The following is a 23739-nucleotide window of genomic DNA, read 5'->3' on the forward strand; positions in this document are numbered from 1 at the left end:
GGCATGCGAGGCCAGTTCGGGCATGCGGCGGCGGCCGGGTGTGCGGCGGCGGCCGGGTGTGCGGCGGCGGACCGGGTGTGCGGCGGCGGCCGGGTGTGCGGCGGCGGACCGGGTGTGCGGCGGCTGGACGGGTGTGCGGCGGCAGGCCGGATGTGCGGCGGCAGGCCGGACACGCGACCGCAGGTCCGGCACGCGACGGCGGACCGGGTGTGCGGCGGCAGGCCGGGTGCGCGGCGGCCGGTCGGGCATGCGAGGGCAGTTCGGGCGTACGGCGGTATGCCGGGCACGAGACGGCAGGCCCGGTGCGGCGCAAGGGAAGCCCCGGCATGCGGCGGTAGGCCGGGCGTGCGGTGGTAGGCCGGGCACGCGACGGTGGACCGGGCGTGCGGCGGCAGGTCCGGCATGCGGCGACAGGTCGGGTGCGCGGCTCCAAGCAGGGCAGAGGGCGGTCGGCCGGGTGTGCGGTGGCGGTCCGGCACGTGGTGGTCGGCTGGGCGTGCGAGAGCAGGCCCGGTGCGCGGCGGCACGCCAGATCATGCGACCGCAGCCCGGGTATGCGGCGGCAGGACGGGCTGGCGGTGGCGGGTTGTCTGGTGGTGTGGGGCGCAGCACGGTAGAGCGGGCCCTTAGGCCTGCGGGTCGTGGGTGCAGCTATGAGGTAGCTGGCTGCGCTCGGCTTTGGACGGGGCCGGGCGCAGTTGGGCGGCGTGCCGCCTGCATCAGGCTGAGGGCACCTTGTTGGGCACGCCGCCCCCGTTCGACCGCGCTGGTCGAAGATGACGCCAAGCACCTTCGACCGCAGGCTTTCCTTCCCCTCGGCTCGCCAACGTCACCCGTACCCAAGGCAAAAATGAGCTCATGCCAACCGTTCCGGCTGGTCGACAGGTGGCGGCGGGTTCGGCGGTGGTCGCCCTGGCGGTGGCTACCTTCGCCGAACGTCGCGGCCTGGTGTCGATCAGACGGTCATCCGGTTTGGCCGGCGTGGGGTCGTAGAGGGCGTTCGCTTACCAGTTTCCCCACGACGACGAGTCTCTTGGCGTTGCTTCCCTTGGGATGGCAGGTGATGAGTGAGACGAACCCTCCTTCAGGCGTTCTGCCTGCCCGGAAAGGGACCGGACGAAGGACGCTTGTCCGCCTGGGCGTGATGACGCGCTTTCCACGGACCAGATAGCGGAAAAGATGTGATTTGGTCTTGAGTATGACCGTGTCTCCTTTGGTCAGATGGTCAAGGCTGCGGAAGAGGGCCAGGCCGGTGGTCCGGTGGCCCAGGAGGGCCGTGTTCCCCGGCTGACCTGGCCCGGCCGTGCCCGGGTAGTGTCCGACTGCGTGTCTCAGAGTGGTTCGGGCGACGCCTTCGCGGACCGTCGCCTTGAGCCCGATCTTCGGGATCACGATGGTGGCGATGATGGGCGCGACGCGTCGAGGCCGGTCGGCGCCGGCGGCCTGCTGCGGGTTCAGGGCCGTGAGGAAGAGCGTCCCGAGGAAACACAACGAGAGTCTGTGGTTCATTTAGGCTCCCATCTCGAAATGGCGTGGTCTCCCCGAAGGGGGCGGCCTTTCATTGCGCCGCCCCCTTTCCGTGATTCGCCCGCAGGTGTGGCAGCCGTGTCAGCGCAGGATGGGAATGCTCGCCACCCTGACCGGCATCCCCTTCGTCACACCGAGGGTGGGCCGGTACTCCGCCGCGTGGTCCGGGGACGGGATGGGCAGGCCGATCGCCCGGATGAGGTCCTGCAGCTTCTGCGCCGCCGGGTGCTGCGTCGTACCGTCGACCAGCGGCTCGGACCCGGTCGCCTGCCCGGGAACGGTGGGCGGCACGGGCGCCAGAGCCGTACGCCTGGTGGACGGCAGGATCTTGGGCGTTCTGACGTCGCGTACCTTGGGCGCCTTGCGCGGCTTCTTCTTCGGAGGCGCGACCGGCTTCGCGATCGGCGCGGCTACCTCACACCCGTGCTTGTACCTGCCGACGGAGGACAGGCCGTGATCGCAGGGCTTGAACGGCTTGTCGTGCCCGTGGTTCTTCTTGCCGTGACCGTCGTGATCCACGTACGCGCCGCCCACGCAGTACGCCTTGGCCGCGCCCAACGCCGCCGCCGCGTTCCCGCAGATGTTGATGGGAGAGCTGACCGGCGTGTAGGCCTGGTTGCCGCCCAGCACGCTGAGGATGCCCGAGGTCTTCTGGATCGACGACATGCCGCGGTCGGTGACGATGGCCGTGCCCTTGCAGGCGGCCTTGGCGACCCCGCCGATGGCGAGCGCGTTGCCGCAGATGTTGACCGGAGCGTCGACCGGTGCGTGCAGCTGGTTCCCGCCTCCGAACGAGAGCATGCCGGAGGTGAGCATCGAGTCGCCGTCCTCGTCCCTGTGGTCGACGTAGGCGCCACCGGGCGACTCGGCCTTGGCGGATCCCAGCAGCGCCGCGGAGTTCCCGCTGATGTTGATCGGTACGGAGACCGGCGCGTTGAGCTGGTTGCCACCGAGGACGCTGAGGTCGCCTCGGGTCGTGTCGGCGTTCGCCGCGACGACGGTGCCTGAGCTGACGGTCGCTATCCCCGCCGCCACCAGAGCGACGCGAGCAGAGTTTCTTACCCAGTTTCGCATTCTTGTTGCTCCTTTTCCGATGTGGATGCATTGGGCGTAATGGCAAACGCCCGGCGGCAAATGGCGTGGGCACCATGTCCGCGGAAGGAAGATCGCTGGCACGCCTCGGACGACGAGGCGGCATGCGAGAAGAGTGGCTGGTCGCCTACTCGGGAACCGGAACCGGAACGTCCGGTGCGGCGGCGGTCGGGGCCGTGACCAGCCGGGTGCGCCGTTCGATGCGCACGTGCGCCGAGGGAATCGGCGTCACCGCCAGCATTCCGAGCGCGCCGGAACCGTGGCCGGCGGACGGGGCCGAGCCTCCGCCCGCGTAGTGCCCGCCCGAGGGTGCCGGCGGCACCCCGGCCGGCTCTCCGACCTGGTCGGCCAGGACGCTTTCGGCCCTGAACGGCAGATCGGACGCGGTGGCTGCCCGCGGCATCATCGACTGCGGGCTCGACGAACCGGAGACGGGCTGGAAGAAGCCCTCCCCGAAGCCCGGCGCGAACGCGACGTCCGGGCCAAGCGCTGCGGGACGTTCAGGCGGCGAGAAAAGAACCGCCGGTGTCTGGACGACCGGCCGCAGGGCGGCCGCGGCGCCGTCGAGCAAACCTTCCGACGCCTTCGACAGGACCTCCGGCGATCGCACCGGCAAGCTGAGGATTCTGCCTACCGACGACAGGACGGCCGGGCCGAGTACCTGCGGCTGAATCCGGTCCAGAGCCGGTCGGGGCAGCCGACCGGCCGCACCGACAAGCGCTCCCCCGAGCCGCCCAGGCGAGAACCGCCCGACATCAAGCCGTCCGGCCGACAGCTGTCCACCCGCGAGCCGTCCAACGTCGAGACGTCCACTCGCGAGCTGCCCGTTGACCGGCCGTCCGCCCGCAGGCTGTCCGCTGGCGGGCCGTCCGATCGTGAACGATCCGCCCGCCGGCTTTCCCTTGCCAGAGCGTCCGATCGTGAACGATCCACCCACGAGCTCCCCGTTGATGGGGCGTCCGTCCGCGGGCTTTCCGTCAGCGGGGCGTCCCGCCGCAAGGAAGACGGCCGCGGGCCGTCCGGGTGTGGGAGGTCCGATTTCGAGTGATCCGGCGGCGAGTGATCGGGTTGTGAGCGGTCCGGTCGTGAGCGGTTCGGCCGCGGACTGTCCGTTGGCGGGGCGTTCGGCCGTGGGCTGTCCGTTGGTGGGACGGGCGGTCTCAAGCGATCCGGCCGTGAGGGGGATGGCCGGGGGGCGTCCGATAGCGGGACGTGCGGTCGTGAGTGATTGGGCCGGGGGGCGTTTGGTTGTGCGTGGTCCGGTCGTGGGAGGTCCGACTTCGAGGCGTCCCGCCGCGAGGGGACCTAGCTTCAGGTGTCCGGCGGCGACGCGTTCGGCCGCGAGACGTTCACTGACGAGGCGTCCCACAGCGAGACCGTCGTCGACCAGGTGGGCGGTGTCGAGGGGAAGGCGGTCGGTGCCGCGTCGTGCAGGGGTGCCGATGAGGGGCGTTCGGCCGCGGGACTTCGAGTCCGACCAGGAACGTCCCCTGGCCGGTCGTTCATCAGCGGTGGCTCGCGCTTCGTCTGCGCGCCGGCTCGTGAGCCGCCTTGCGGGTCCGCGCTCTGACCGGCCCGAGCAAGGCGCGTCAGCGGACGTCTTCACCGTGTCGCCGGCGCAGTCACCGGGCGCGGGCGAGGACGCGTGTGCGTCCGCCTCGGAGAGCATCGCGGCCACCAGCCAGCCCGCCGCGACGAGGAGACCCGTCGTCACGACGCGCAGCGTGCGGGAAATCAGCGCAGGCTGGAGCCCGTCTCGGGGCACTGCGACCCCGTGACATGCCGACCCCAGTAGCCGCATCGGTCAACACTCCTCGAAGGTTCTCCGGACCAGCGGTGACGATCCCCTCGTTCGGCTGGATGGCGGGGACGCTAACAGCCGGCGGAGGTCGTTCCCCGGTCGTCAGTCGCGCGATTGGCGTTTCTTGACGGCTCCATTGTCAAAGAAGGCCACTGAAATCGCCGCGCCCACCGTCGTCGCAGCGCCGACGTACGTTCGGCGTCGTGCACGAAGAAGCTAGCGACCGCCCGTGGCATGGCACACCTCCGGCGTATGTCTTTGCCTTCGGTTGCCTAAGGCCAGAACGCCATTTGGCTTCTATCCGTACCCGGCGGCGACACGAAACGATGCTTGCCGTGCGCGACTCGGCGTGCCAGGCTGTATTTCGGCGACCTGACGACTATGCCTAGAATGCACGAATAGTGCCGCGTTATCTTCGTCTCGCATGGAAAGGCTCTGCCAGGTTGTATCAACAGGCGATGAAATTCGGTTTGGCACGCTTGTCTTCGGCTGGCGTGTGAGATGCGATTGCCTGCACGCCGAAGACTCCCGCCTTCTGCGTGTCGTTCGACTGCACTCACCGCGAATGGAGAGCCTCATGCTCAAGAAGCTGGTCATTTCTGGCCTCGCCGGGTCCGCCGCGTTCACGACGTTCGCCGCCGCCCCGGCCCACGCCGGAAGCGATGGGCCGGGCGGCCCCGAAATCGTTCAGATCATCGGCATTCAGACCTGCCGCGGCATTGACATCGCCGGCGTGGGTGCCGCGATCCACAACATCCTCGGTATCAGCTACGAGTCGGGTGACTGCATCAACGGTTCGGTCATGAAGGACTGACCCCGACCCCCGCTCGCGAGAGCCGAGACCAAGGCCGTGGCGTCGCTTTGACCGACGCCACGGCCTTGACGTGTCCGCGTGAACGCACACCGGGAAATGGTCTGCGCGGCGAGGTCCGTTCCAATCTTCACAGCACAATGCCGGTAGATCTACGATCACGAAGTTTCCCGTTTCCATTTCGCTGATCACGTCAAAAGCGCGTGGCTTGCAGCCCGTCCTCGCCGAGAGCACGCTCGGGCATTCGATTGCTGTTGGGGGCGGCCACCGTCACAGCACCTAGACTCAGTGCCGCGAGATCTTCACGCGCTCCTCCTCGTCCCGGACGAGGCGAGGGAGACACACGAAACTGGAGACGGGACGGGCATGGCGGAATCGCGTTCTGCGGACAAGCGGCGCTATCGCGGCATGGACGGCCCCGAGCGCGAGGCGGCCCGCCGCGAACAGCTGATCGAAGCGGGCCTGGAGCTGTTCGGCACCGCCGGCTACGCGGCCACCACCGTCGAGAACGTCAGCCGGCGGGCACAGCTCGCCAAGAAGTACTTCTACGAGTCCTTCGCCGACCGCGAAGCCCTGCTGATCACCATCTACCGTGCCGAGATCACCAAGGCACAGGAGGCGGTCGTGCTCGCCCTCTCGCAGGCCGGGCCCACCATCGAGGAACGGGCCGCCGCCGGGCTGTCGGCCCTCATCCGCACCCTGGGCGCCGACCCCCGCGTCACCCGGCTGGTCTTCCGCGAGATCATCCGCGTCGCCACCCCCACCACCGAGGCCCTGTACGAGCAGGCCAAGCACGACTTCGGCGAGTTCATCATCGGCGTCGTGACCGAGACCCTGAACGTCCCCCGCACCAAACGCCTCCAGATGGGCGCCACCGTCCTGGTCGGCGCCGTCAACGAACTCATGACCGACTGGATCCTCGGCGAAATGGACGCGACCGTCGACGAGATCGTGGAGATCTCCTCGACCTTGTTCAACGTCGTCTACCAGCAGTACGTTCGCGAACTGTCCGAGGGCAAGCACATCTGACACCGCCAAGCGGGCGCACCCGTGTGCTGCCCGTCACGCAGGCTGAGGCCCCTGTTCGCGAGAGCATGGCGACGCTTCACGAGCGCGAGCCACCGCCGGTGGCGGCGCGTCCGGCGCGTTCCGCGCGGGTCTCGTCATTTATGCGGACGTGGGACGCCTTCTCGCCATGGTGACACGGCTGGGGTTCAGGCAGAGACGGGCCACTCGCAGGCTTTACGTTTCGGGTGCATGTTGGAGACGGACGTGATCTTGCGATTGTTGGATGCTTACCCGCGTCTCATCCACCGGACGTTCTGCTTTGCCGCGCGAGCTGAGTGAACGCCGGAAGCGGGCGGGGGCCCGCGAGTGTCACCCGGGGGAATCATGGCCGAATTCGAACGACGAGGAGCGGGTTCGCGATATCGGGCCCCACGTATGGCGGTAGGGCGCGCACTGGCCAGGGCGGTGATCGCCGGCGTGGCGACGGGGATGGTCGTCGCGACAGCGGCACCGCAGGCGCTGGCTCAGCCGGGTGATGGTCCCCGCACGCCGGCGCGCCTGTCGATGCACAAGCAGGCGTCGCTGTCGTCGGCCAGGCCAGGGCAGCGGTTCGGCTATGTGCTGCGTGTACGCAACGTCGGCATGGTTCCGGCGTACGGGGTCAGGCTCACCGATCACATGCCCGCCGGGCTGAAGGTCACCAGGGTGCGCGGGCCCAACTGCCGGACCGGCGCGAAGATGGCCACGGTGTCCTGCCGCTGGCAGCAGGTCGGTTATCGGCGCTCGGTCACCGTACGCGTCGACGTGCATGTGTCACCGACAGCCAAGGGCGGCAGTCGGCTCCGCAACCGGGCCGTCCTGACTCATCGCGATGGCCGCAGGGTCGCCGCTCACACCGTACGGATCGTTCCTACCAAATCGGCGCGGCCCAAGCCCGCCCCTCACAAACCGGCGGTGGACAAACCGCTGGCGCACAAGCCCGCGGCTAAGAAGCCAGGAGCGGCGCACAAGCCTGGAGCGCATAAGCCGGTGGCGCACAAGCCAGGAGCGGCGCACAAGCCGGGAGCACACAAGCCGGGAGCACACAAGCCTGGAGCGGCGCACAAGCCGGGAGCACACAAGCCTGGAGCGGCGCATAAGCCGGAAGTGCGTAGGCCCGACTATCCGCGGAAACCCGCACCGCAACGACCGATCCGGGGCGCCCACGAGCTGCCACAGACCGGGCTGTCCACGACGACACTGATGGCCATGGTCGGTACGGGGATGGCGCTCGTACTGGCCGGAGGAACCGTCTGCTGGCGCGTTCGCCGCTCCAGGACGATAGCGATCCCCGCGCAGAACGACGAGGTCGGATAAGGAGATCGCCGGTCGGCCTTGTGGTCGGTTGGCAAGGCCCCGGTAGTTCGACTTGGAACGGCCGGGGCCTTGCTTTAGCCGGGTCCTTGTTAGACGACAGGACCCGGGCCGATTCGCGCGAGTTGCCGAGTGCGCGACAGGCCCGAGCGACTGGTTGCCGTGAAGCCGCCAGGGCCTCTGTCTCTTTTGTGTCCGCCGGGCCGACAAGGGCATCTCAACCAGAGCCCAAGAAATGGACCAAAAAGGCGGCAGACGGGCAAAGCGCACGCGATCGATGGGCGGCGTCCTGCGTGGCTCAGACGGGCTTGTAGGTCAGCACCTTGGTGCGGAACTTGGCGTTGACCTCTTCGGCCTTGAACTGCGGCACGGCGATCGTGTCGGGAGCGCCGTCGGAGGTGTACCGGTCGGCGGGGTTCTGCTTGAGGTGGTCGAGCCAGCCCTGCGAGCAGAACCGCGCGCAGTCGCCGCGGTTGTCGCCGGCCCGGACGCGCGGGATGGCCAGCGGATCGAAACGGGCGGCGAACGGTGAGGGCGCGGGCGTGTAACCCGCGCGGAAGACCCCGCTGTAGGAGTACGAGGTCGCGCCCGTGCTGCCCTTCGCCGCCCACTGCTGCTTGCTGGGTGTGTTGCCGTACGGCAGGGCCAGCGTGATCGGTGCCGGTGCGCCCAGCCCGGTGATGAGGGAATGGCCGGCGGCGATCTGCTTGGTGACCTCGTCCTGGCTCTTGCCGCTCAGGTCGAGGTGGTCCTTGGTGTGGTTGCCGACCTCGAATCCGTTGTTCGCCAGCCAGGCCAGCGCCTGGCGCTGCTCGCTCCCGCCATGCAGCTGGAACAGGTCCCGGATGACGTAGTAGGTCGCCACCGGCCGGAAGCCCGGATGACGTGAGGCGACCTCGCGCAGGATGCCCGCCGCGCTCTTGGGATCCGGTTCGCCGTTCGCGGTGAGCGTGAGCTGCGACGGCGAGGAGTCGTCCAAGGTCAGCACCACCGGATGCCGTCCGGCCGGGATGTTGATCCGGCCCGTCACGTACTCGGCGGCGGTGACCGGCACGTAGCCCTCGGTGGCCAGCCGCTCCAGTTCCGCGCGGAACTGTTCGACGGTGCGGTCGTCCGGCACCGACGGCTTCTCGACGACCCGGTGGTACATCAGCACCGGGACGTCCCCCGCCTCGTTCGCCTTGGCCCTGGCCGCGGCGGAGACCTTGGCGTCGAACGCGGCTTTGGAGGCCTGGCTCCGCGCCAGTTCGGCGTCGGCCGCGAGCTTCTCGTCGTCCGTGCACCCGCTCAGCACGGCGGCGCCCAGGACCATGGAGGTCACACAGAACATGACACGAGCTTTCATGCCTCTGATGTTGCCGGTGCGGGTCTCCGGCAAGATCAACTAGAGGCGTGCCGTTGGCAAAGTGTTCGTCAGCGTCGGCCCGCCTCGGGCGCGTCGCCTGTCCTGGGACGCGTTGCCCGCCCCGCGCCCGTCGCCTTCGACGACCTGCCCGAAGCGTCTGCGGCGCCAAACGGTTGAGGGGCCACCCGCGTGTGACGCGGGTCTTCCATTCCGGCATCGGCGGACCGCTGGTGTCGTTCGAGGTGACGGGCGATCCGTGCGCGGTCGTATCCACCGTCCGCCCTGAGTAGCGTGGACACCCACATCCAGCATCCGGCCTTCCCCACCCACCACATCGTCGACGACGCCGACCGCCGCGCCGGCGGCATCAGTCCCGCCCTGCTGCCCCTGTCGATGACTTGTGGGAAGACCTGGAACAAGCCCTCCGCCCCGGCCCCGGAAGACGGAACACGAAATGATCATGCGTGTCTGGCGTACGAGCGTGGACGAGGCCCGTACCGCCGAGTACGAACGCTTCGCCGCCGAGGAGTCACTGCCGATGTTCCGCGCCCAGCGCGGCTTTCAGGGCCTGGTGTTCGGACGCCGCGACGGCGTCTGTGTCGTCACCACGTTCTGGACCGACCATGCGGCAGCGGACGCCCTCGAAGTGTCGCCCGCCTACCGCGACACCGTCGCCCGCATCACCGCCACCGGCCTGCTGACCGGCGAATCCCGAGTCGAACGTTTCGAAGTGCACGGCAGCCGTTTCCCCCCACACTGACGAGCCGAACACGAACCAACAAACCCCCTCCGAACCCGTAGGGCCGAACGCCACACGAAGATGGGGCCACTCATCGCCGGTGAAACCAGACACACATGCGGCCTGCTCGTCTGCGTTCGGGCGAGACGGCAGCGGGCGCCGCGCAACCGGGGGGCCGGTTCGTCCTCTTGATCAAGATTGATGGCGGGAGACCTCGCACACCTCGTCAACACCACGTGCTCGACGTCCAGCACCAGCACTTCACGCTCAACCCCGTTGCTTCATGAGGAAACGCGGCGGGCCGGACGCCGCCTGCCGGCGCTCGGGGTCAGTCAGCTGCAGTTGGCTTGCAGGGCGGCGATGTAGCGGCCGATGCCGTGGTCGCGGATGCCCTGAGTGCCCGGAGCCAGCAGGTCAGCCAGGGGCGTCGGGGCTTTGGCGGTGCCGCCCGCCAGGCCGCCTAGTCCTCCGGTGACGGCGTTCGCGGCGCCGCTGGTGGCGGTGCCGAGCAGGCCACTGCCAGCGGGACGGGTGTCGTGGATGTGGCCGTCGGCGTCGATGTAACGTTCGGCGGCCACGTGGGCGTAAAGCGGCTCGGGCGGCAGCTGGGGCACGATGTCGTGGCTGTTGACGAACCGGAACACCCGGTCTTTGAGAGCTTTGTCGTAGGCGCTGGCCAGTGTCGGGTCGCAGGTGCGGGGCTGGCCGAAGGTGTAGACCCCGTCGGCCAGCAGAGAGGGCTTTTCGAAGTGCAGGCGGGCGGCGGCCAGCATGGCCAGCGCGCCGCCCAGGCTGTGACCGGTGAACCACAGCGACTGGTCACGATCCCGCAGGGTGTCGATGCTGTCGCGCAGCTTGGGCCACACCTCCTGCAGAGCCTGGTGAAAGCCCAGGTGCACCAGCCCGGTCGCGCCGGTATAGGGAATCAGCATCGCGCCGCCGTCGCTGAGCCAGTCGCGCAACTGTTTCGGTTCGGTGCCGCGGAAGGCCACGATGACCATGTCGTCGCTGGCGGCGATGTAGGCCTGGGTGTCGGGCAGCGGGAACGGCGGCTGGAACGGCACGCTGAACACCTCCACCCGGTCAAATCCCCACTCACGAGTGCGCTCGCGGACGGTGTCGGCGTCTTTGTAGGCAAGGTCGGATGCTTCGGCCAGGCAGCGGGCATGCGGCAGCCCGTAGCCGGTGGCGGTGTGATCGAACGTCAACGTGCTCATGATTCCCCCGTTCGGATGACAGGTGGCTGGGCGCGCATGATGGACTCCACCGCAATGCTACGTTAAGTGACTGCTTCTTGCGTAAAGTAACCGCCAGGGTTGCTTGTCCCGCGCTCCACGGCGCGGCTCGCGGCCCTCGCGTTCGTGTCACGACATCGAGACAGTTCTATGACGTCGCCAAGACCGCCTGGCGGTGGACTTGTGTCGCGGAGCCGCCCGGGGCTGCGATGGAGGAGTTTGTTCATCGCGGTGGTGGCGCGCACGTGTGCTCGCACCGGATGGCTGGCCCCTCGACTCCCCCGTGGTCGAGGGGCCGGCGCAACGGGTCCTTGCGGGCGTCTCCGTGGACCAGAACGGCTCGCGGCTCGCTGCAGACGTGGTTTCGTCGTGGCGGGCTTTTGGTGCGGTCCGGGCGTACTCTCGGGTGAGGCGGCCTTGTTGGCGTCGACCACTCGGGTGGCGGTGCGAGGCCGCAGTGGGTGATCGCCCCGGTCCCTGGTGGACGCCTGCGCTCCCGACCGGAGGCGAGGCCACCAATGCGTTCGGCACAGTCTTCCTTCGCCGCCACGACCGAGTCGTCACGACAGAGCGTCGCCGCGAGCGCTGCGGCTCGCGCGGTGCTGGAACGGGCGGCGGCGCTGGCGGGGATGAGCGTGCCCGACTATGTGCGGGGCGCGGTACTCGAACGTGCGCGCCGCGACGTGCTGGCCACCACCAAAGTCCGGCGGCGTTGGCGGTGGCGGGTGCCGCCGACGGTGAGGGGGCCGGCGCGGGTGCGTGCGCTGGCTCGTACGGCGCTGGCCGGGTGCGGGCTGGACGGTGAGTGTGAAGTGTGCCTGGTGTTGCTGACCGAGCTGGTCACCAATGCCGTGCGCTACGGCGGCGCGGGCCCGGTGGCGGTGCGTCTGGTCGTCCATGACGATCGGGTGACGGCCGCGGTCAGCGACCACAACGCGGCCGGGCCGGTCCCGGCGCGGAAGGGATCTGAGGACGAAGGCGGACGCGGGCTGGTGCTGCTGGCGCGGCTGTCGACCAGCAGCGGCTGGTATCGGACCGCCACCGGCAAGACCGTGTGGTTCACCTGTTCAGTGCGGCCGCCCGGCCCGGCGACCACTCCGGGGGGTTGACTTCGCGGCGCCGCGCCGCGCGGGCGGCATCGTCAAGATCTTTGGCCCGTCAGCTCTCAGGCTCACCCTCGTAGCGGGCGGCGATCGCGGCGGCGCGGTCGCGCAGGGCGGCGCGCAACCACTGCGGGGCCAGGGCTTCCGCGCTCGTGGCGAGCTGCCACAGCGCCCATTCGGCATGTCTCGGGTCCTGGAAGGTCACCTCCATCCGCAGCCGGCCGTCCGCGTCGGTTTCTTCGGCGTGGACGGCGAGCGCGGTGCCCACCAGCTCCTCCCGCCGCGCCGGGTGCATTCGTACCAGCACGGTGACCTGGTCGCCGCCGGTGCGGAACCGCGTGCTGCGTTCCTGCCAGGCCCGGTCCAGATCGACCCGGTCCGGTCGTTGTGCGGGTTCGGCGAGTTCCTCGGCGGCCAGGATCCGCGACAGCCGGTAGGTACGGTCAGCGCCAGACCTGGTGGCCAGCAGGTAGCCCTGCTCGCGTACGGTGACCAGGCCGATGGGGTCCACCGTTCGCCACTTCGGGGCCTGGTCCTTGGCCGCGTAGTGGATGCGCAGCTTGTGCCCGGCGAACACCGCGCGCCGCACCTCGGCCACCACGGTGTCGGGCACCTCCTCGGTGACCAGCCGGCGCGAGAGCAGGTCGGTCTCCGGGTCGATGAGCAACCGCCGGGCCGCGTCGGCCGCGGTGTCCCGATAGCTTTCGGGCAGCGCGTCGACCACCTTGAGCATGGCCGAGGCGAGCGCCGAGCCGAGACCGAACGCCTGCGCGCCGCGCCGCGATCCGGCGATCAGCAGGGCGAGCGCCTCGTCGTGGTTCAGTCCGGTGAGCTCGGTCCGGAAACCGGGCAACAGCGCGAAACCGCCGTGCCGGCCGCGTTCGGCGTAGACCGGGACGCCGGCCGCCGACAGCGCCTCGATGTCGCGCAGAACGGTGCGGGTGGACACCTCCAGCTCGCGGGCCAGCGCGGCCGCGGACAGCCGGCCGTGCTGCCGCAGCAGCAGCACCAGCGATACCAACCGGTCGGCGCGCATACGAAAACTCTACGGGAATACACGACACAGGATGTCGTGTATATCCGGGAGGCTAGCGGCAGCGAGGGTGAACGCCAGGCTCTGCGACGTCATGGAGGTGATCTGCCGGTGGATAGCGAAACAGTAGGTCCCCCACCTTTGAGGCGCATCGCGACGATCGGCGTCTACGGCTTCACGGCCGAAGCGTTCGTCGAGAAGCTCACCGGCGAGGGCGTGGGGCTGCTGCTCGACCTCCGCCAGCGGCGCGGCGTTCGGGGCCCCGACTACTCCTGGGCGAACTCGGCGCGACTCCAGCGCGCGCTCATCGCGGCGGACGTCGCCTACCGACACGTGAAGGATCTGGCTCCGACGACCGACCTGCGTCAGCTTCAATACCGCGAGGACGACCGGCTAGGCGTGGGCAAGCGCAACCGCATCTCGCTCGCGGCCGAGTATGCCGGGCGCTACACCCACGAGATCCTCGACCCGTTCGACCTCGGCGCGTTGGTGGCGGAGCTCCCGGACGACTCGACGACCGCGCTCCTCTGCGTCGAGCGCGATCCGGAAGCGTGCCACCGCTCACTCGTAGCCGAACGTCTGCGGGCCGAGCACAACCTCCCGGTCACTGACCTTCGCCCGTCCTAAGCCCACACGAATTACGCGGGGTGGCCGCGGAGCGCCGGCGACTCAGCCGATCAGCAGCACGAGCTTCCCGCGCACGTGGCCTCGCTCGCCCGCCCGGTGCGCCTCGGCGACCTCGGCGAGCGGGAAGGTCTGCGTGACCGGAGGCAAGAAGCGTCCGGACTCGATCAGCTCGCCGATCTGGCCGAGCACGTGGACGGCGCGGCCGGCGTCGCCGCTGCTGAACCTCACCCCATGCTCTCGGGCTCCGCCGAAGTCGGCGACCGTGATGACGTGCTCGGCGCCGCCGGCGAGCTCGATCAGCTCGGCCAGCACCCCGCTCCCGGCGACGTCGAGTGCGAGGTCGACACCGTCGGGCGCGAGCACCCGAACCCGTTCGACCAGGCCCTCGCCATAAACGACGGGCTCGGCTGCCAGTGAGCGAAGGTAGTCGTGCTTCGCCGGACTGGCGGTGCCGATCACGCGCGCGCCACGTACCACGGCCAGCTGAACCGCGGCGCTGCCGACGCTTCCGGAGGCGCCGTTGACCAGCAGCGTGCTGCCGTCCACGACGCCGAGCTGGTCGAGCGCGCGCGTGGCCGTCTCGATGGCGGCCGGCAGCGCGGCGGCGCCGGGGAAGTCGAGCGACGGCGGGATCGGCGCATAGTAGGCCAGCACCGCCAGCTCGGCCTGTGCCGCCCCCTCGGCGCTGAGACCGAACACGCGATCGCCGACGGCCACGCCCGTGACGCCCTCGCCGACCTCATCGACCACACCCGCCGCCTCGTGACCCATGGTCTGCGGGAGCCGCCCGTTCATAAGCCCCTCGCGCTTCTTCCAGTCGCTGGGGTTGACCGCCGCCGCGCGCACCGCGACCCGCACCTGCCCCGCTCCCGGATGCGGATCAGGAACATCCACGATCTCAAGGACCTCCGGCCCCCCGAACCGGCTGAAACGCACCGCCTTCATTCTTCGCCCCGATCTCTCACAGAACCGCACTTGCGTGGCACAGGCCGACTGATCCCCCTCCATCTTCTCTGGCCGCCCACCGGGCATGACGCGCCGGGGCAGCCTCGCCCATGCTCACGCCTGGGGCAGTTGCCTCACCGGATGCGCGGTGGCCAGGTCGGCGTCCGGGGTGGGCAGGGTGGTGAAGTGATCACCTAGCTTGGTGAGCTCCAGGACGCGGTGCAGTGCGGGAGACGGTGCCGTGAGCAGCAGCGGGATGGGGTGGCGGCGGGCCTCGTTCTGCACGGAGATCAGGGCACCGAGTCCGGCGGCGTCGATGAACGTGATGCCGCTGGTGTCGAGCACCAGCCGCGCTGCGGGATCGCCGTCGGACAGCTGCCTGAGGACCTCGCGCAAGCGGTCTTGGAGCGGGTGAGTGCCGCAGATGTCCAGTGACCCGGTGATGACGATGATGGCGCTGCCGCCGTGGTAGCGGGTCGTCAGACGCAGAGCGTCCATGAGGCATCAGTCCCTGGGCTGGTGGCCGGAGATGGTCTCACCGGCGGCCACAGGCGCATCTGCCCCCCGAGCCTGTCAGAAGACGCGTGGTTCAAGGCGCCATTGGCTGCCGACTTAACGAATCGGCGTGGCGCAGGGTCTGGACGTCACGAAAGATCCTGACCTGCGGTGGCACGTACCACAGGTCTCCACTTACTGTGTTCGTTTGTACGCAAAGAGCAATCTACCGGGAATGCTGGCCGAAGAGGCCGAAACGAAAGCTTCCGGCATGCCCGTCCCGTACAACCGGCGTCTGCCCTCCCCAACATCGCCGGACATGCCCGGGGCATGGGAAAGCACGCTCATGGCGGTGCGCAAGGTCGCGGTGACAGGCCGAGCGGCGTGAAGATGGCGGGGCGGAAGGCGCGAGCGCAAGAACGCAGCGCGGACGCGAGCGCGCGCACAAACGCGCGGCGAGCCGGAGCGCGCGGGGCGAACGAGGGCGTACGGACGCGCGGCGAGTTCGACGGTGCGGCGCGAGCGGGTGTGCACGGGGGCTGCGCGGGGCGGTGCGCACGGACGCGCGGCCAGCGCAACGGTGCGGGGCGGGCGGGCGGAGGTGCGTGTGGACGCGCGGCGGGTCGGGCTGCGACGGCGCGGCGTGGGGGCGCGGGTTGGGGCGGGCTGGTTAGGGGGCGGGGGGTTCGCCTAGGGGGCCGGCTTCTGGGGAGCGGGTTACTACGGCGCGGGCGAGGTCGGTTAGGGGCTGGTTGTGGCTGCGGGCGTGGTCGCGTAGGGCGGTGAACGCCTTGTCCATGTTCCAGCTGTGGCGTTCGGCCAAGACTCCCTTGGCCTGTTCGATGAGTATCCGGCTGGTCAGAGCTGTCTGGAGTTGCTCGGTGAGGATCTGTCCGTGCCGGATCGTGCGTTCTTGCAGCAGGCCTATGGTGGCGACGTCGGCCATCGCCTGCCCTAGGCGCACGGTCGCGGGGTGTAGTTCGCCGGTGTCGGTGCGGAAGAGGTTCAACGCGCCGATCACCTGGTCACGCAGCCGCATCGGCAGTGCGCTGACGGCGGCGAATCCGCACCGGGCGGCTTGTTCGGTGAACAGCGGCCACCGCTGGCGGGCAAGGGGGGCGGTCAGGTCGGCCGCGTGGACGGCTTGGCCCGTGGCGAAGGCCTCCGGGCAGGGGCCCTGGTCGTTCTGCAGCTCGAACAGTTCCAGCAGCCGGGACTGCTCGCTGGAGGAGGCCATCATCCGCAGCGAGCCACGCTGGTCGGTCACCAGCAGCCCGGCGGCGTCCACCCCCAGCAGCTCGACGCAGCGCTCGGAGGTCTGCTGCAGGAACTCGATGAGATCGAAGCCGGTCACCAGCGTGTCCGCCAGCGCGACAAAGGCCGCCGTCACCCGCTGGTCCGGCACTTGCACACGTGTGCTGCCCATTTCCACAGCCTATGCCTGCATCCAGCGGCGCCCAAAAGGCCTGCACAAGGCCGCCACTTCAGGGACGGGACGTGTCAGGCGTGAACCGCAGGATGCGCTCTACCACCTGCTTGGCGACCTGCGTCACCGGCAGTTCGTGAGCGAACGCGTGGCCGCGCAGCCTCGCCAGGGCTTGTTCCACGGTGCAGTCGAGTTGCACTGACACCATCCCGGCCGCCTGATGGATCTCCGCCCCCAGCGCCAGCCAGTCGTCCGGTACCGCGTCGGCCTGGCCTGTGAGAAGCAGTGTCACCGCGGTGTCGGCCAGGATCAGAGCGTCGCGGTGCGCGGCTGCGCTCAACGTTCCCGGCCGGCTGCGGCAGGCCGCCAGCACTCCGATCGGGGCCATGCGGGATATCAGCGGAAAGGCGAACGCGGCCGCGATGTCACCTGCGTACGCGGTGGCGGTGAAGAACGGCCATCGCCGCCTGCACCGCGCATCACCGAGGTCAGTGGCCGCTACCGGCAGTCCCGTCGCCACCGCCTCCACGCATGGTCCGTCTCCGGTCGTCAATTCCGCCTCCAGCAGGGGACGGCTCAGCGCGCCCTCAGCCTGCACCGGCTCCAGCCGGTCACCGTTCAGCAACGACACTCCGGCCCCGTCGGCAGCCAGCACCCGTACGCACACCGTGCACACGTCCCGCACCGACATCGGGCCGCCCCGCGACCGCGCGCTCTCGGCGATCAAGCCCCAGATCCTGGCCTTACCCTCGCCGACCACCGCATGACCGCCCGCCCATTTCAAAGAAGCCCACCACCCACCGTACGCCCCGCTCCCTGCCCGACCCCGCACGCACCAGCACCGGCAAGTGACCTTGCCCTGCCGGCGGGGTTGCCCAGTACCAGAGCGGCCTTCGGCCGCTGAACAACGCTGGTGTACGCGGCGTGCCCCGCCTTAACGAGCGGGGACCGCGTCATCGCCATCATTGGCCGCGCCGCCGGGCGCGTCGGTCCGTTCGGGCTCTGGCATCGGCCCGTCCAGGTGAAGTTGCCGTTCCACGACGTCGTCGGCGACGTCCTCCACCGGCCGCCCGCACTGCTGCGCGTACCCGAGCAGCCGCGCATAGGCGTCAGCGACCTTGACCCCCAGTTGCACCGACACCATCCCTGCCGCCTGATGCACCACATCCGGCAAGCCGTCATCCCCGGCGATATCGAACTCGTCCACCGGCCCTTTCATATCCCGCTTGCTCCTCCCTCGTACGCGGCCAACGGCGGACCACTTCACTCCTATATTCGCCATCGCCGCCCTGACCTGGGGAGCACTCGCCGCAAAACAATCGAACCCACCGTTCCGGCCCACCGCAGACTCACCCTGCGCGGGACGGCGGTCAGGCGTCACGCTTCGCAACGTTCGGGACGCATCGCGCTCTTACGTATGGCTGCGGGAATGCGGGCTGGTGTCCGCGCGTGGCGCTGGGTAGGCGGCGCGCATGAGAGGTGATTAGGCCACTGCCCTGGGGCCAGAGCGTCGGTTCGCTATGCGGTGGGTCTAGGGCGGAGCGGTTCGCGAACGGGTTGGATGGCCGAACGCAATGGCGGGCGTCGCTACCGTCGGTACGCCGCCGATGACCGACGTGACGCCGGTGCTTACGCCTCGTACTTGTCGAGGAGGCGCATCGCGGGGCCGCCGACATGCATGCCGAGCGGGACGGCGCGTCCCTTCGGCTCCTCCCAGGCCTCCTGGCGGCCCAGAGCGGTGAGATCGAGGTAGGGGTTGCCGTTGTGGAAGCTTTCGATGCCCCGGCCGAAGGTGGAGTAGGTGTGGTAGACCTCGTCGCCTACGCGCAGGAACGCGCTGATGCCGGGCCAGTCACCGCGCATGTCCTCCGACCAGGGTGTCCCGGCCTCGGCCAGTGCCGCCTCGTCGCGGTAGTTGAGCAGTACGGGGGCCACGCGCTCGTCCAGGGTGGTGTGGAAGTCGTAGTTGAAGTCGCTGCCGGCGGAGGAGTACCAGGGGAACGTCCACCCCATGCGTTCACGGGCCGCGGCGATCTTGTCGTACGGCCCGCGGGACACGGCGGCGAGCGTGGTGTCGCGGACGTGCAGCTGCCTCAGCTTGCCGATCCCGTCGGCGGCGGAGGAGCAGCTTGAGCAGGTGTCGTCGCGGGGATGCTCGGTGCCGTCGGCGTCGATGTCGAACAGCCACATGAAGTGGTGCACCACCAGCTGCCGCCGGCCTTCGAAGAGGTCGAGCAGGCCGACCGTCCCGTCCGGGCCCTCGAACGTGTACGGCTTGTCGATCCGGACCATCGGCAGCCGGCGGCGGTCGGCGTTCACCCGGTCACGGGCTTGGGTGAGCTCCTTCTCCTTGGCCAGCAGTCGTTTGCGCGCGGTCAGCCACTCCTCGCGTGACACCACGTCGGGCAGGTTCTCGGGCGCCATCTGTACTCCTTGATCGCTCTTGTTTCGCAACCGGTGGGGAGGCCTACCCTAGACGACTGGTGCTAAACTGCAACTGGTCTCGAAAGGAGTGCAGTGCGGAAGGACATGCGGTCGGGCTGCCCGATCAATCTGTCGCTGGAGATCTTCGGCGACCGCTGGACCCTGCTGGTCCTCCGTGACGTGATCTTCACTGGTGCCCGGCACTTCCGTGAGCTGCTCGCCGGGCCCGAACGGATCTCGTCCAACATCCTCGCCGACCGGCTCGCCGTGCTCGTCGACCACGGCCTGCTCACCAAGGCCGACGACCCCTCGCACAAGCAGAAGGTCGTCTACAGCCTGACCGAGCAGGCGATCGAACTGGTGCCGATCTTCGCCCAGCTGAGTGCCTGGGGAGTACGGCACCTGCCGGCGACCGAGGAGTACGTCGTACGCGCGGAAGTGCTCGCCCAAGGCGGCCCGCCACTCTGGGAAGCCTTCATGGACGAGCTCCGCGAGACCCACCTCGGACCCCAAGCCCGCCGAAGGACGGCTCCGGACGGCCCCACGGTCGCAGCCCAGATGCACGCCGCCAACACAACCGCACTCGCCCGCACCGCCAACACCTGACGCGCGCCGACGTCTGACCACGAGGCTGGCGTCTGACCGTGCGCCCCGCGCTGACCGCGTCGCTAGCACCTGCCGTGCAGGCCGCGCCTCACCGCGCTGCCGCCGGTGACCGCGTGGCTGGCGCCTGCCGCGCAGGCCGCGCCTGACCGCGCTGCCGGCGGTGACCGCGCTGCCGGCGGTGACCGCGTGGCTGGCGCCTGCCGCGCAGCGGGCATCAGACCGTGCAGGCCGCACTCGACCGCGCTGCCAACACCTGACCGCGCGTTCGGCGTCTGCCGCGCACGCGGTGCCTGACCGTGCTGCCGGTGCCTGATTGCGCGTTCGGCGCTGATCGGCGTCGGGGCGTGCCGTTCTGGGCCGGACGTGGCGCCGGAGTCATCGACGGCGAGGGCCCGGTGTCTCGGACACCGGGCCCTCGCTGTACAGGCTGTGCGTATTACCAGCCGGGACCGAGGATTCGGCCGAACGGGAGTTCGGTCGGGGGCTTCGGCTTGGTGTCGGTCCAGCCTGCCGAGCGGTTGGCCTGGTACTCGATGACGAAGCCCGGCTTCATCTCCGCGTACCGGCCACCGGGCTTGGTCAGCGTGTCCTGCCGGGACAGGAGCGCGCCGGTGCGCTCATCGAAGATGATCACTTCGCGGGAACGGTACGTCCCCTGCTCGATCTTCGGAGTGCCGAACTCGCCGGTGACCGTGACGACGCGTTCCCCGGAGGCCAGCGCGACGCCGGTGCGCCCCAGCGGATCGGTGGCACGGCCGATCGCGTGGATGCCCGGCTGCGCGGCCAGCGCCCGCATCAGGCCCGCCCGGACCTTCGGCGGGAGCGGAGTGCGCAGAAGACCCGAGATCCTGAAGAGCTTGGCGGAGGCTTGCACGTCCTTAGCCAAGGCACGTTTCGCCGAAAGGCCGGTCGCCTTGCTCATCTCGTTCTGGTTGAGGAACAGCTCGGCGAGCTTGGCCGGGTCGGTGGGGAGGTTCTGCAGTTCCTCGGCCGACTTGCCCAGGAAGTCCCCGCCGCCGCGCGGGTTCGCACCGACCTCCGGCCCGCTCGACCGCCACTTCGCCACCCTGGTCGTGTAGGTGTTGGTACGGCCGTCACCCGGCACACGGAAGGTCGACGGCGACCCGGCCTTGCGCCACAGCGCCACGTCCTCCCTGGTCAGCGGGTGGGCCGGGAGGTCACGCCCGTAGTACGCCTCCCCCATGCCGACCTTGGCGCCGTGCCAGCTGAACGTCTCGTCGGCCGCACCGGTGATCGCGTAGGTGCCGGTCTTGGCACGGATCACGTAGGACTGGCCCGCGACCGTGTCGACGCTCCAGTACTTGCCGGTCGGCTGCTGCTCGGCCTTCTGGGCCGCCGCGAGAACCGCTCCCCTGGCGTCCAGATCGATCTGGCCGGGCAGCGGGACGCGCGAAGGGCCGTTCCCCCCGGTGAGCGTGATCGCGACCGTCGCCGCCGCGCCTACCGCGACCAGGCCGCCGCCCAGTCCCCACCGCAGGCGCGGCAGAGAACGGCGCGGCGGCGCGTTCAGCATCGCCTTCACCTGGGCGATCTCTTCGGCGCTCGGTGGGGCGGGCTCGGGGTAGCTGTCGCGGACCATCCGCACCTCATCCATGCTGTTCCTCCAAAGTGAGCATCGGATTGGTCCCGCCCAGCGCCTTGCGCAGCTTGGTTCGGGCACGGTTCAGGCGCGAGCCGACCGTGCCGTAGGAGATCCCCAGCGCCGCCGCTACCTCGTCGTGGCTGAGGTCGGCCAGTGCCACGAGCAGCAGAACGTCGCGTTGCCCGCGCGGCAGTGCCGCGATGGCCCCGGCGAGTTCGCCTCTCAGACCCTGTGCGCTGACCCGCGAGTCGACCCGGTCGGTCTGCTCCTCGGTGTGGCGGCCCGGGCCGAGGCGGGCCGCGGCCCGCAGCGCGCGCGTCTCGGCCCGCTGGTGCCTGCCGACGACCTTGGTCGCGATGCCGTACAGCCAGGTGCGCACGCTCGCACGTTCCGGGTCGTAGCGCCGGCGTTGCCGGAACGCCTCCAGGAACGTCTGCGCCGCGACGTCGGCGGCGGCATCCGGGCCGAGCCGCTTGGCCGCGTACCGGCGGATCTCGGCGAAGTAGGCGTCGAAGACCTCGTCGAAACGTTCGGCCGAGCGGGGCGGGGGATCCCCTGTCATGTGGTGCCTTTCCATGGCGCGGGTGGCGGTCACCTGGGTATCAACCGCAACCGGCGTTCACTTTCCCGTATTTTCGCCACAGACCGCCGCCGCCGTCCGTTGTGACCGCCTGAGGCCGGGAACGAGAGGGAATCCGCATAGGGCGGTTAGTCTCGTTTTGCCCCGCTGCAATGAGTGTTGGCCGTCGCGTCGGCTCAGACAACGTGGCCTTCCAGTGCTTTGACGGGGGCTTCGGGTGTCGGTTCAGGTGCGGCTGCTTGGTCCGGTGGATTTCACCGTGGACGGCGACGTTCGGCACGTTCCGGGACTTCGGCGCAAGGCGGTGTTGACCGTCCTGGCTCTGCGGGCGGGCGAGGTGGTCGGCGTCGACGGGCTGGTCGACGCCGTCTGGGACGGCGAGCCACCTGCGACGGCGGCGAACACCCTGCAAAGCCACATGTCCGGCTTGCGGCGCCTGCTGGGTGTGCCTGGTGCGATCGTGGCCAGGGCACCGGGATATGTGCTTGACCTGGGTACGAGTGCGACCGATGTCGGAGACGCGGAAGCGCTCATCGCCCAAGGCAGAAGCGCGCCGGATCCCAGGGACCGTGTACACCGGCTGACAGCGGCCTTGCGGATGTGGCGCGGGCGGCCACTGGCGGACGTTTGCGGCCTGTCATGGTTCCAAGACCAGGCTGCCCGCCTGGAACAGCTCCGTCACGGTGCCGAGCAGGCGCTCGCGGAGGCGAGGCTGGCACTGGGCCAGCATACGGAGCTGGTGTCTGAGCTGGAGTGCCTCGTCCGGCGGCATCCCTTCGATGAGGACCTGCACAGGCTGCTGGTCGTCGCGTTGTACCGTTCGGGCCGCCAAGCCGACGCCCTGTCGACCCTGCACCGGCTGCGACGCCGACTCCGCGACGAACTGGGCATCGACCCGAGCGCCGCCCTGCGCGATCTCCAAACAGCAATCCTGCGCCAGGACCCAACCCTCGATCACGTAGCGCCGACGACGCCCACAGCGACGACTACGGCGGTCAACGAGGCGACGACCGCAGCGCCGCCCGGAGCGGCGACCCCGGCGGCGACCGGGGCCACGACCGCGGCGGTGAGCGAGGCGGTGACTGCGGCGGTGGGCGGAACGGCGAGCGGGGCGGTGACCACGGTGACGACCGCGGCGGTGAGCGGAACGGCGACCCCGGCGGCGAGCGGAGCGATGACCCCGGCCGCGACCACGGCGGTGAACGAGGCGGTGACCACCGCGACGACCGCGGTGGTGGGCGGGGTAGTGGACGAGGCGGTGACCTCGGCTCCGACTGCAGTGGCGAGCGGGGCGGCGACCGCAGCGGCGAGCGAGGCGGTGAGCCCTGTGACGACCAGGGCAGTGAGCGGGGCGGCGGCCGCGGCTACGACCGCGGCGGTGGGCGGGGCGACGCCCACCGCGACGCCCGCGGCGGTGACTGCGGCGGTGGGCGGAACGGCGAGCGGGGCGGTGACCACGGTGACGACCGCAGCGGTGGGCGGGGCGGCGACCGCAGCGGCGAGCGAGGCGGTGAGCCCTGCGACGACCACAGCAGTGAGCGGGGCGACGGCCGCGCCGACGACCGCGGCGGTGGGCGGGGCGACGCCCACCGCGACGCCCACGGCGGTGACTGCGGCGGTGGGCGGAACGGCGAGCGGGGCGGTGACCACGGTGACGACCGCAGCGGTGGGCGGAACGGCGACCCCGGCGGCGGCCCCGACGGTGAGCGGAGCGATGACCCCGGCGGCGACTCCGTCGGTGAGCGAGGTGGTGACCACCGCGACGACCACGGCGGTGGGCGGGGTGGTGGACGAGGCGGCGAGCGAGGCGGCGAGCGAGGCGGCGAGCGAGGCGGCGAGCGAGGCGGTGAGCCCTGTGACGACCAGGGCAGTGAGCGGGGCGGCGGCCGCGGCTACGACCACCACGGTGGGCGGGGCGACGCCCACAGCGACGCCCACGGCGGTGAGCGGGGCGGTGACCCCGGCGGTGGGAGGCGCGGTGACTGC

The 23739-nt window shown here is 69.9% G+C and carries 22 protein-coding genes and 1 pseudogene; 8 read left to right on the plus strand and 15 right to left on the minus strand.

Going from position 1 to position 23739, the window contains the following annotated elements; all coding sequences use genetic code 11:
- Positions 1–963: 963 nt before the first annotated feature.
- The 3 genes from ABD333_RS38845 to ABD333_RS38855 all read right to left on the minus strand — a co-directional run bounded on the left by ABD333_RS38845 (position 964) and on the right by ABD333_RS38855 (position 3235).
- Positions 964–1509: a class E sortase gene (locus ABD333_RS38845; protein ID WP_344547611.1), complete on the minus strand. Its 546-nt coding sequence runs from the start codon at positions 1507–1509 to the stop codon at positions 964–966.
- 99 nt (positions 1510–1608) lie between these two features.
- Positions 1609–2601 (minus strand): chaplin family protein, encoded by a 993-nt coding sequence (locus ABD333_RS38850; RefSeq protein WP_344547612.1) that lies wholly within the window; start codon positions 2599–2601, stop codon positions 1609–1611.
- A 145-nt stretch (positions 2602–2746) separates the two neighbouring features.
- The gene (locus ABD333_RS38855) at positions 2747–3235 is read right to left on the minus strand and encodes a hypothetical protein (protein WP_344547613.1); all 489 of its coding nucleotides are present in this window, start codon (positions 3233–3235) and stop codon (positions 2747–2749) included.
- 1762 nt (positions 3236–4997) lie between these two features.
- Here ABD333_RS38855 and ABD333_RS38860 point away from each other — a divergent pair.
- The 3 genes from ABD333_RS38860 to ABD333_RS38870 all read left to right on the plus strand — a co-directional run bounded on the left by ABD333_RS38860 (position 4998) and on the right by ABD333_RS38870 (position 7595).
- A complete protein-coding gene (locus ABD333_RS38860) occupies positions 4998–5234 on the plus strand; it encodes a hypothetical protein (protein WP_344547614.1) in 237 nt (78 codons plus the stop codon).
- A gap of 363 nt (positions 5235–5597) precedes the next feature.
- Positions 5598–6260, plus strand: coding sequence for a TetR/AcrR family transcriptional regulator (locus ABD333_RS38865; RefSeq protein ID WP_344547615.1), 663 nt, complete (start codon positions 5598–5600; stop codon positions 6258–6260).
- Positions 6261–6674: 414 nt separating this feature from the next.
- Positions 6675–7595 carry a hypothetical protein gene (locus tag ABD333_RS38870; protein WP_344547616.1) on the plus strand — a complete coding sequence of 307 codons (921 nt, stop codon included), beginning with the start codon at positions 6675–6677 and terminating at the stop codon, positions 7593–7595.
- Between the two features lie 295 nt (positions 7596–7890).
- Here ABD333_RS38870 and ABD333_RS38875 read toward each other — a convergent pair whose 3' ends face one another.
- A complete protein-coding gene (locus ABD333_RS38875) occupies positions 7891–8937 on the minus strand; it encodes a polysaccharide deacetylase family protein (RefSeq protein ID WP_344547617.1) in 1047 nt (348 codons plus the stop codon).
- A 454-nt stretch (positions 8938–9391) separates the two neighbouring features.
- On the opposite strand from ABD333_RS38875, the gene ABD333_RS38880 reads away from it, so the two are divergent.
- The gene (locus ABD333_RS38880) at positions 9392–9697 is read left to right on the plus strand and encodes an antibiotic biosynthesis monooxygenase family protein (RefSeq protein WP_344547618.1); all 306 of its coding nucleotides are present in this window, start codon (positions 9392–9394) and stop codon (positions 9695–9697) included.
- A gap of 311 nt (positions 9698–10008) precedes the next feature.
- On the opposite strand, the gene ABD333_RS38885 is transcribed toward ABD333_RS38880, so the two are convergent.
- Positions 10009–10893 carry a lipase family protein gene (locus ABD333_RS38885; protein WP_344547619.1) on the minus strand — a complete coding sequence of 295 codons (885 nt, stop codon included), beginning with the start codon at positions 10891–10893 and terminating at the stop codon, positions 10009–10011.
- A 536-nt stretch (positions 10894–11429) separates the two neighbouring features.
- Here ABD333_RS38885 and ABD333_RS38890 point away from each other — a divergent pair.
- Entirely contained in the window at positions 11430–12020 is a 591-nt protein-coding gene (locus ABD333_RS38890) for an ATP-binding protein (RefSeq protein WP_344547620.1), read from the plus strand.
- 49 nt (positions 12021–12069) lie between these two features.
- On the opposite strand, the gene ABD333_RS38895 is transcribed toward ABD333_RS38890, so the two are convergent.
- Positions 12070–13050, minus strand: coding sequence for a helix-turn-helix transcriptional regulator (locus ABD333_RS38895; RefSeq protein ID WP_344547621.1), 981 nt, complete (start codon positions 13048–13050; stop codon positions 12070–12072).
- Between the two features lie 138 nt (positions 13051–13188).
- On the opposite strand from ABD333_RS38895, the gene ABD333_RS38900 reads away from it, so the two are divergent.
- Complete coding sequence (locus ABD333_RS38900; protein ID WP_344547622.1) at positions 13189–13674, plus strand: DUF488 family protein, N3 subclade; 486 nt, start codon at positions 13189–13191, stop codon at positions 13672–13674.
- A 42-nt stretch (positions 13675–13716) separates the two neighbouring features.
- On the opposite strand, the gene ABD333_RS38905 is transcribed toward ABD333_RS38900, so the two are convergent.
- The 6 genes from ABD333_RS38905 to ABD333_RS38930 all read right to left on the minus strand — a co-directional run bounded on the left by ABD333_RS38905 (position 13717) and on the right by ABD333_RS38930 (position 18964).
- Entirely contained in the window at positions 13717–14619 is a 903-nt protein-coding gene (locus ABD333_RS38905) for an NADP-dependent oxidoreductase (RefSeq protein WP_344547623.1), read from the minus strand.
- A gap of 114 nt (positions 14620–14733) precedes the next feature.
- A complete protein-coding gene (locus ABD333_RS38910) occupies positions 14734–15117 on the minus strand; it encodes an STAS domain-containing protein (RefSeq protein WP_344547624.1) in 384 nt (127 codons plus the stop codon).
- A 667-nt stretch (positions 15118–15784) separates the two neighbouring features.
- The gene (locus ABD333_RS38915) at positions 15785–16540 is read right to left on the minus strand and encodes a GAF and ANTAR domain-containing protein (RefSeq protein WP_344547625.1); all 756 of its coding nucleotides are present in this window, start codon (positions 16538–16540) and stop codon (positions 15785–15787) included.
- A 58-nt stretch (positions 16541–16598) separates the two neighbouring features.
- Positions 16599–17267 carry a GAF and ANTAR domain-containing protein gene (locus ABD333_RS38920; RefSeq protein WP_344547626.1) on the minus strand — a complete coding sequence of 223 codons (669 nt, stop codon included), beginning with the start codon at positions 17265–17267 and terminating at the stop codon, positions 16599–16601.
- A 207-nt stretch (positions 17268–17474) separates the two neighbouring features.
- On the minus strand, positions 17475–17747 hold the full coding sequence (locus tag ABD333_RS38925; protein ID WP_344547627.1) for an ANTAR domain-containing protein: 273 nt from the start codon (positions 17745–17747) through the stop codon (positions 17475–17477).
- Between the two features lie 422 nt (positions 17748–18169).
- Positions 18170–18964: a DUF899 domain-containing protein gene (locus ABD333_RS38930; protein WP_344547628.1), complete on the minus strand. Its 795-nt coding sequence runs from the start codon at positions 18962–18964 to the stop codon at positions 18170–18172.
- A 93-nt stretch (positions 18965–19057) separates the two neighbouring features.
- On the opposite strand from ABD333_RS38930, the gene ABD333_RS38935 reads away from it, so the two are divergent.
- Positions 19058–19570 (plus strand): winged helix-turn-helix transcriptional regulator, encoded by a 513-nt coding sequence (locus ABD333_RS38935; protein WP_344547629.1) that lies wholly within the window; start codon positions 19058–19060, stop codon positions 19568–19570.
- A 436-nt stretch (positions 19571–20006) separates the two neighbouring features.
- Here ABD333_RS38935 and ABD333_RS38940 read toward each other — a convergent pair whose 3' ends face one another.
- Together ABD333_RS38940 and ABD333_RS38945 are read right to left on the minus strand one after the other, a co-directional pair.
- Positions 20007–21185: a CU044_5270 family protein gene (locus ABD333_RS38940; protein WP_344547630.1), complete on the minus strand. Its 1179-nt coding sequence runs from the start codon at positions 21183–21185 to the stop codon at positions 20007–20009.
- Entirely contained in the window at positions 21178–21735 is a 558-nt protein-coding gene (locus tag ABD333_RS38945) for an RNA polymerase sigma factor (RefSeq protein WP_344547631.1), read from the minus strand. Before ABD333_RS38945 ends, ABD333_RS38940 begins: the two co-directional genes overlap by 8 nt.
- 322 nt (positions 21736–22057) lie before the next feature.
- Here ABD333_RS38945 and ABD333_RS47705 point away from each other — a divergent pair.
- Positions 22058–22627, plus strand: a pseudogene (locus tag ABD333_RS47705) (AfsR/SARP family transcriptional regulator); the annotation flags it as partial.
- A gap of 80 nt (positions 22628–22707) precedes the next feature.
- On the opposite strand, the gene ABD333_RS38955 reads toward ABD333_RS47705, so the two are convergent.
- Positions 22708–23691 carry a hypothetical protein gene (locus ABD333_RS38955; protein WP_344547633.1) on the minus strand — a complete coding sequence of 328 codons (984 nt, stop codon included), beginning with the start codon at positions 23689–23691 and terminating at the stop codon, positions 22708–22710.
- Positions 23692–23739 lie beyond the last annotated feature (48 nt).

It is taken from the genome of Actinomadura fulvescens (assembly GCF_039533225.1).
Lineage (GTDB): Bacteria > Actinomycetota > Actinomycetes > Streptosporangiales > Streptosporangiaceae > Spirillospora > Spirillospora fulvescens.

What these genes read in the sequence shown, in the direction of transcription:
- ABD333_RS38845 (WP_344547611.1), bottom strand. Translation starts at nt 1,509, where the DNA reads ATGAACCACAGACTCTCGTTGTGTTTCCTCGGGACGCTCTTCCTCACG.
- ABD333_RS38850 (WP_344547612.1), bottom strand. Translation starts at nt 2,601, where the DNA reads ATGCGAAACTGGGTAAGAAACTCTGCTCGCGTCGCTCTGGTGGCGGCG.
- ABD333_RS38860 (WP_344547614.1), top strand. Translation starts at nt 4,998, where the DNA reads ATGCTCAAGAAGCTGGTCATTTCTGGCCTCGCCGGGTCCGCCGCGTTC.
- ABD333_RS38865 (WP_344547615.1), top strand. Translation starts at nt 5,598, where the DNA reads ATGGCGGAATCGCGTTCTGCGGACAAGCGGCGCTATCGCGGCATGGAC.
- ABD333_RS38870 (WP_344547616.1), top strand. Translation starts at nt 6,675, where the DNA reads ATGGCGGTAGGGCGCGCACTGGCCAGGGCGGTGATCGCCGGCGTGGCG.
- ABD333_RS38875 (WP_344547617.1), bottom strand. Translation starts at nt 8,937, where the DNA reads ATGAAAGCTCGTGTCATGTTCTGTGTGACCTCCATGGTCCTGGGCGCC.
- ABD333_RS38880 (WP_344547618.1), top strand. Translation starts at nt 9,392, where the DNA reads ATGATCATGCGTGTCTGGCGTACGAGCGTGGACGAGGCCCGTACCGCC.
- ABD333_RS38885 (WP_344547619.1), bottom strand. Translation starts at nt 10,893, where the DNA reads ATGAGCACGTTGACGTTCGATCACACCGCCACCGGCTACGGGCTGCCG.
- ABD333_RS38890 (WP_344547620.1), top strand. Translation starts at nt 11,430, where the DNA reads ATGCGTTCGGCACAGTCTTCCTTCGCCGCCACGACCGAGTCGTCACGA.
- ABD333_RS38895 (WP_344547621.1), bottom strand. Translation starts at nt 13,050, where the DNA reads ATGCGCGCCGACCGGTTGGTATCGCTGGTGCTGCTGCTGCGGCAGCAC.
- ABD333_RS38905 (WP_344547623.1), bottom strand. Translation starts at nt 14,619, where the DNA reads ATGAAGGCGGTGCGTTTCAGCCGGTTCGGGGGGCCGGAGGTCCTTGAG.
- ABD333_RS38910 (WP_344547624.1), bottom strand. Translation starts at nt 15,117, where the DNA reads ATGGACGCTCTGCGTCTGACGACCCGCTACCACGGCGGCAGCGCCATC.
- ABD333_RS38915 (WP_344547625.1), bottom strand. Translation starts at nt 16,540, where the DNA reads ATGGGCAGCACACGTGTGCAAGTGCCGGACCAGCGGGTGACGGCGGCC.
- ABD333_RS38930 (WP_344547628.1), bottom strand. Translation starts at nt 18,964, where the DNA reads ATGGCGCCCGAGAACCTGCCCGACGTGGTGTCACGCGAGGAGTGGCTG.
- ABD333_RS38940 (WP_344547630.1), bottom strand. Translation starts at nt 21,185, where the DNA reads ATGGATGAGGTGCGGATGGTCCGCGACAGCTACCCCGAGCCCGCCCCA.
- ABD333_RS38945 (WP_344547631.1), bottom strand. Translation starts at nt 21,735, where the DNA reads ATGACAGGGGATCCCCCGCCCCGCTCGGCCGAACGTTTCGACGAGGTC.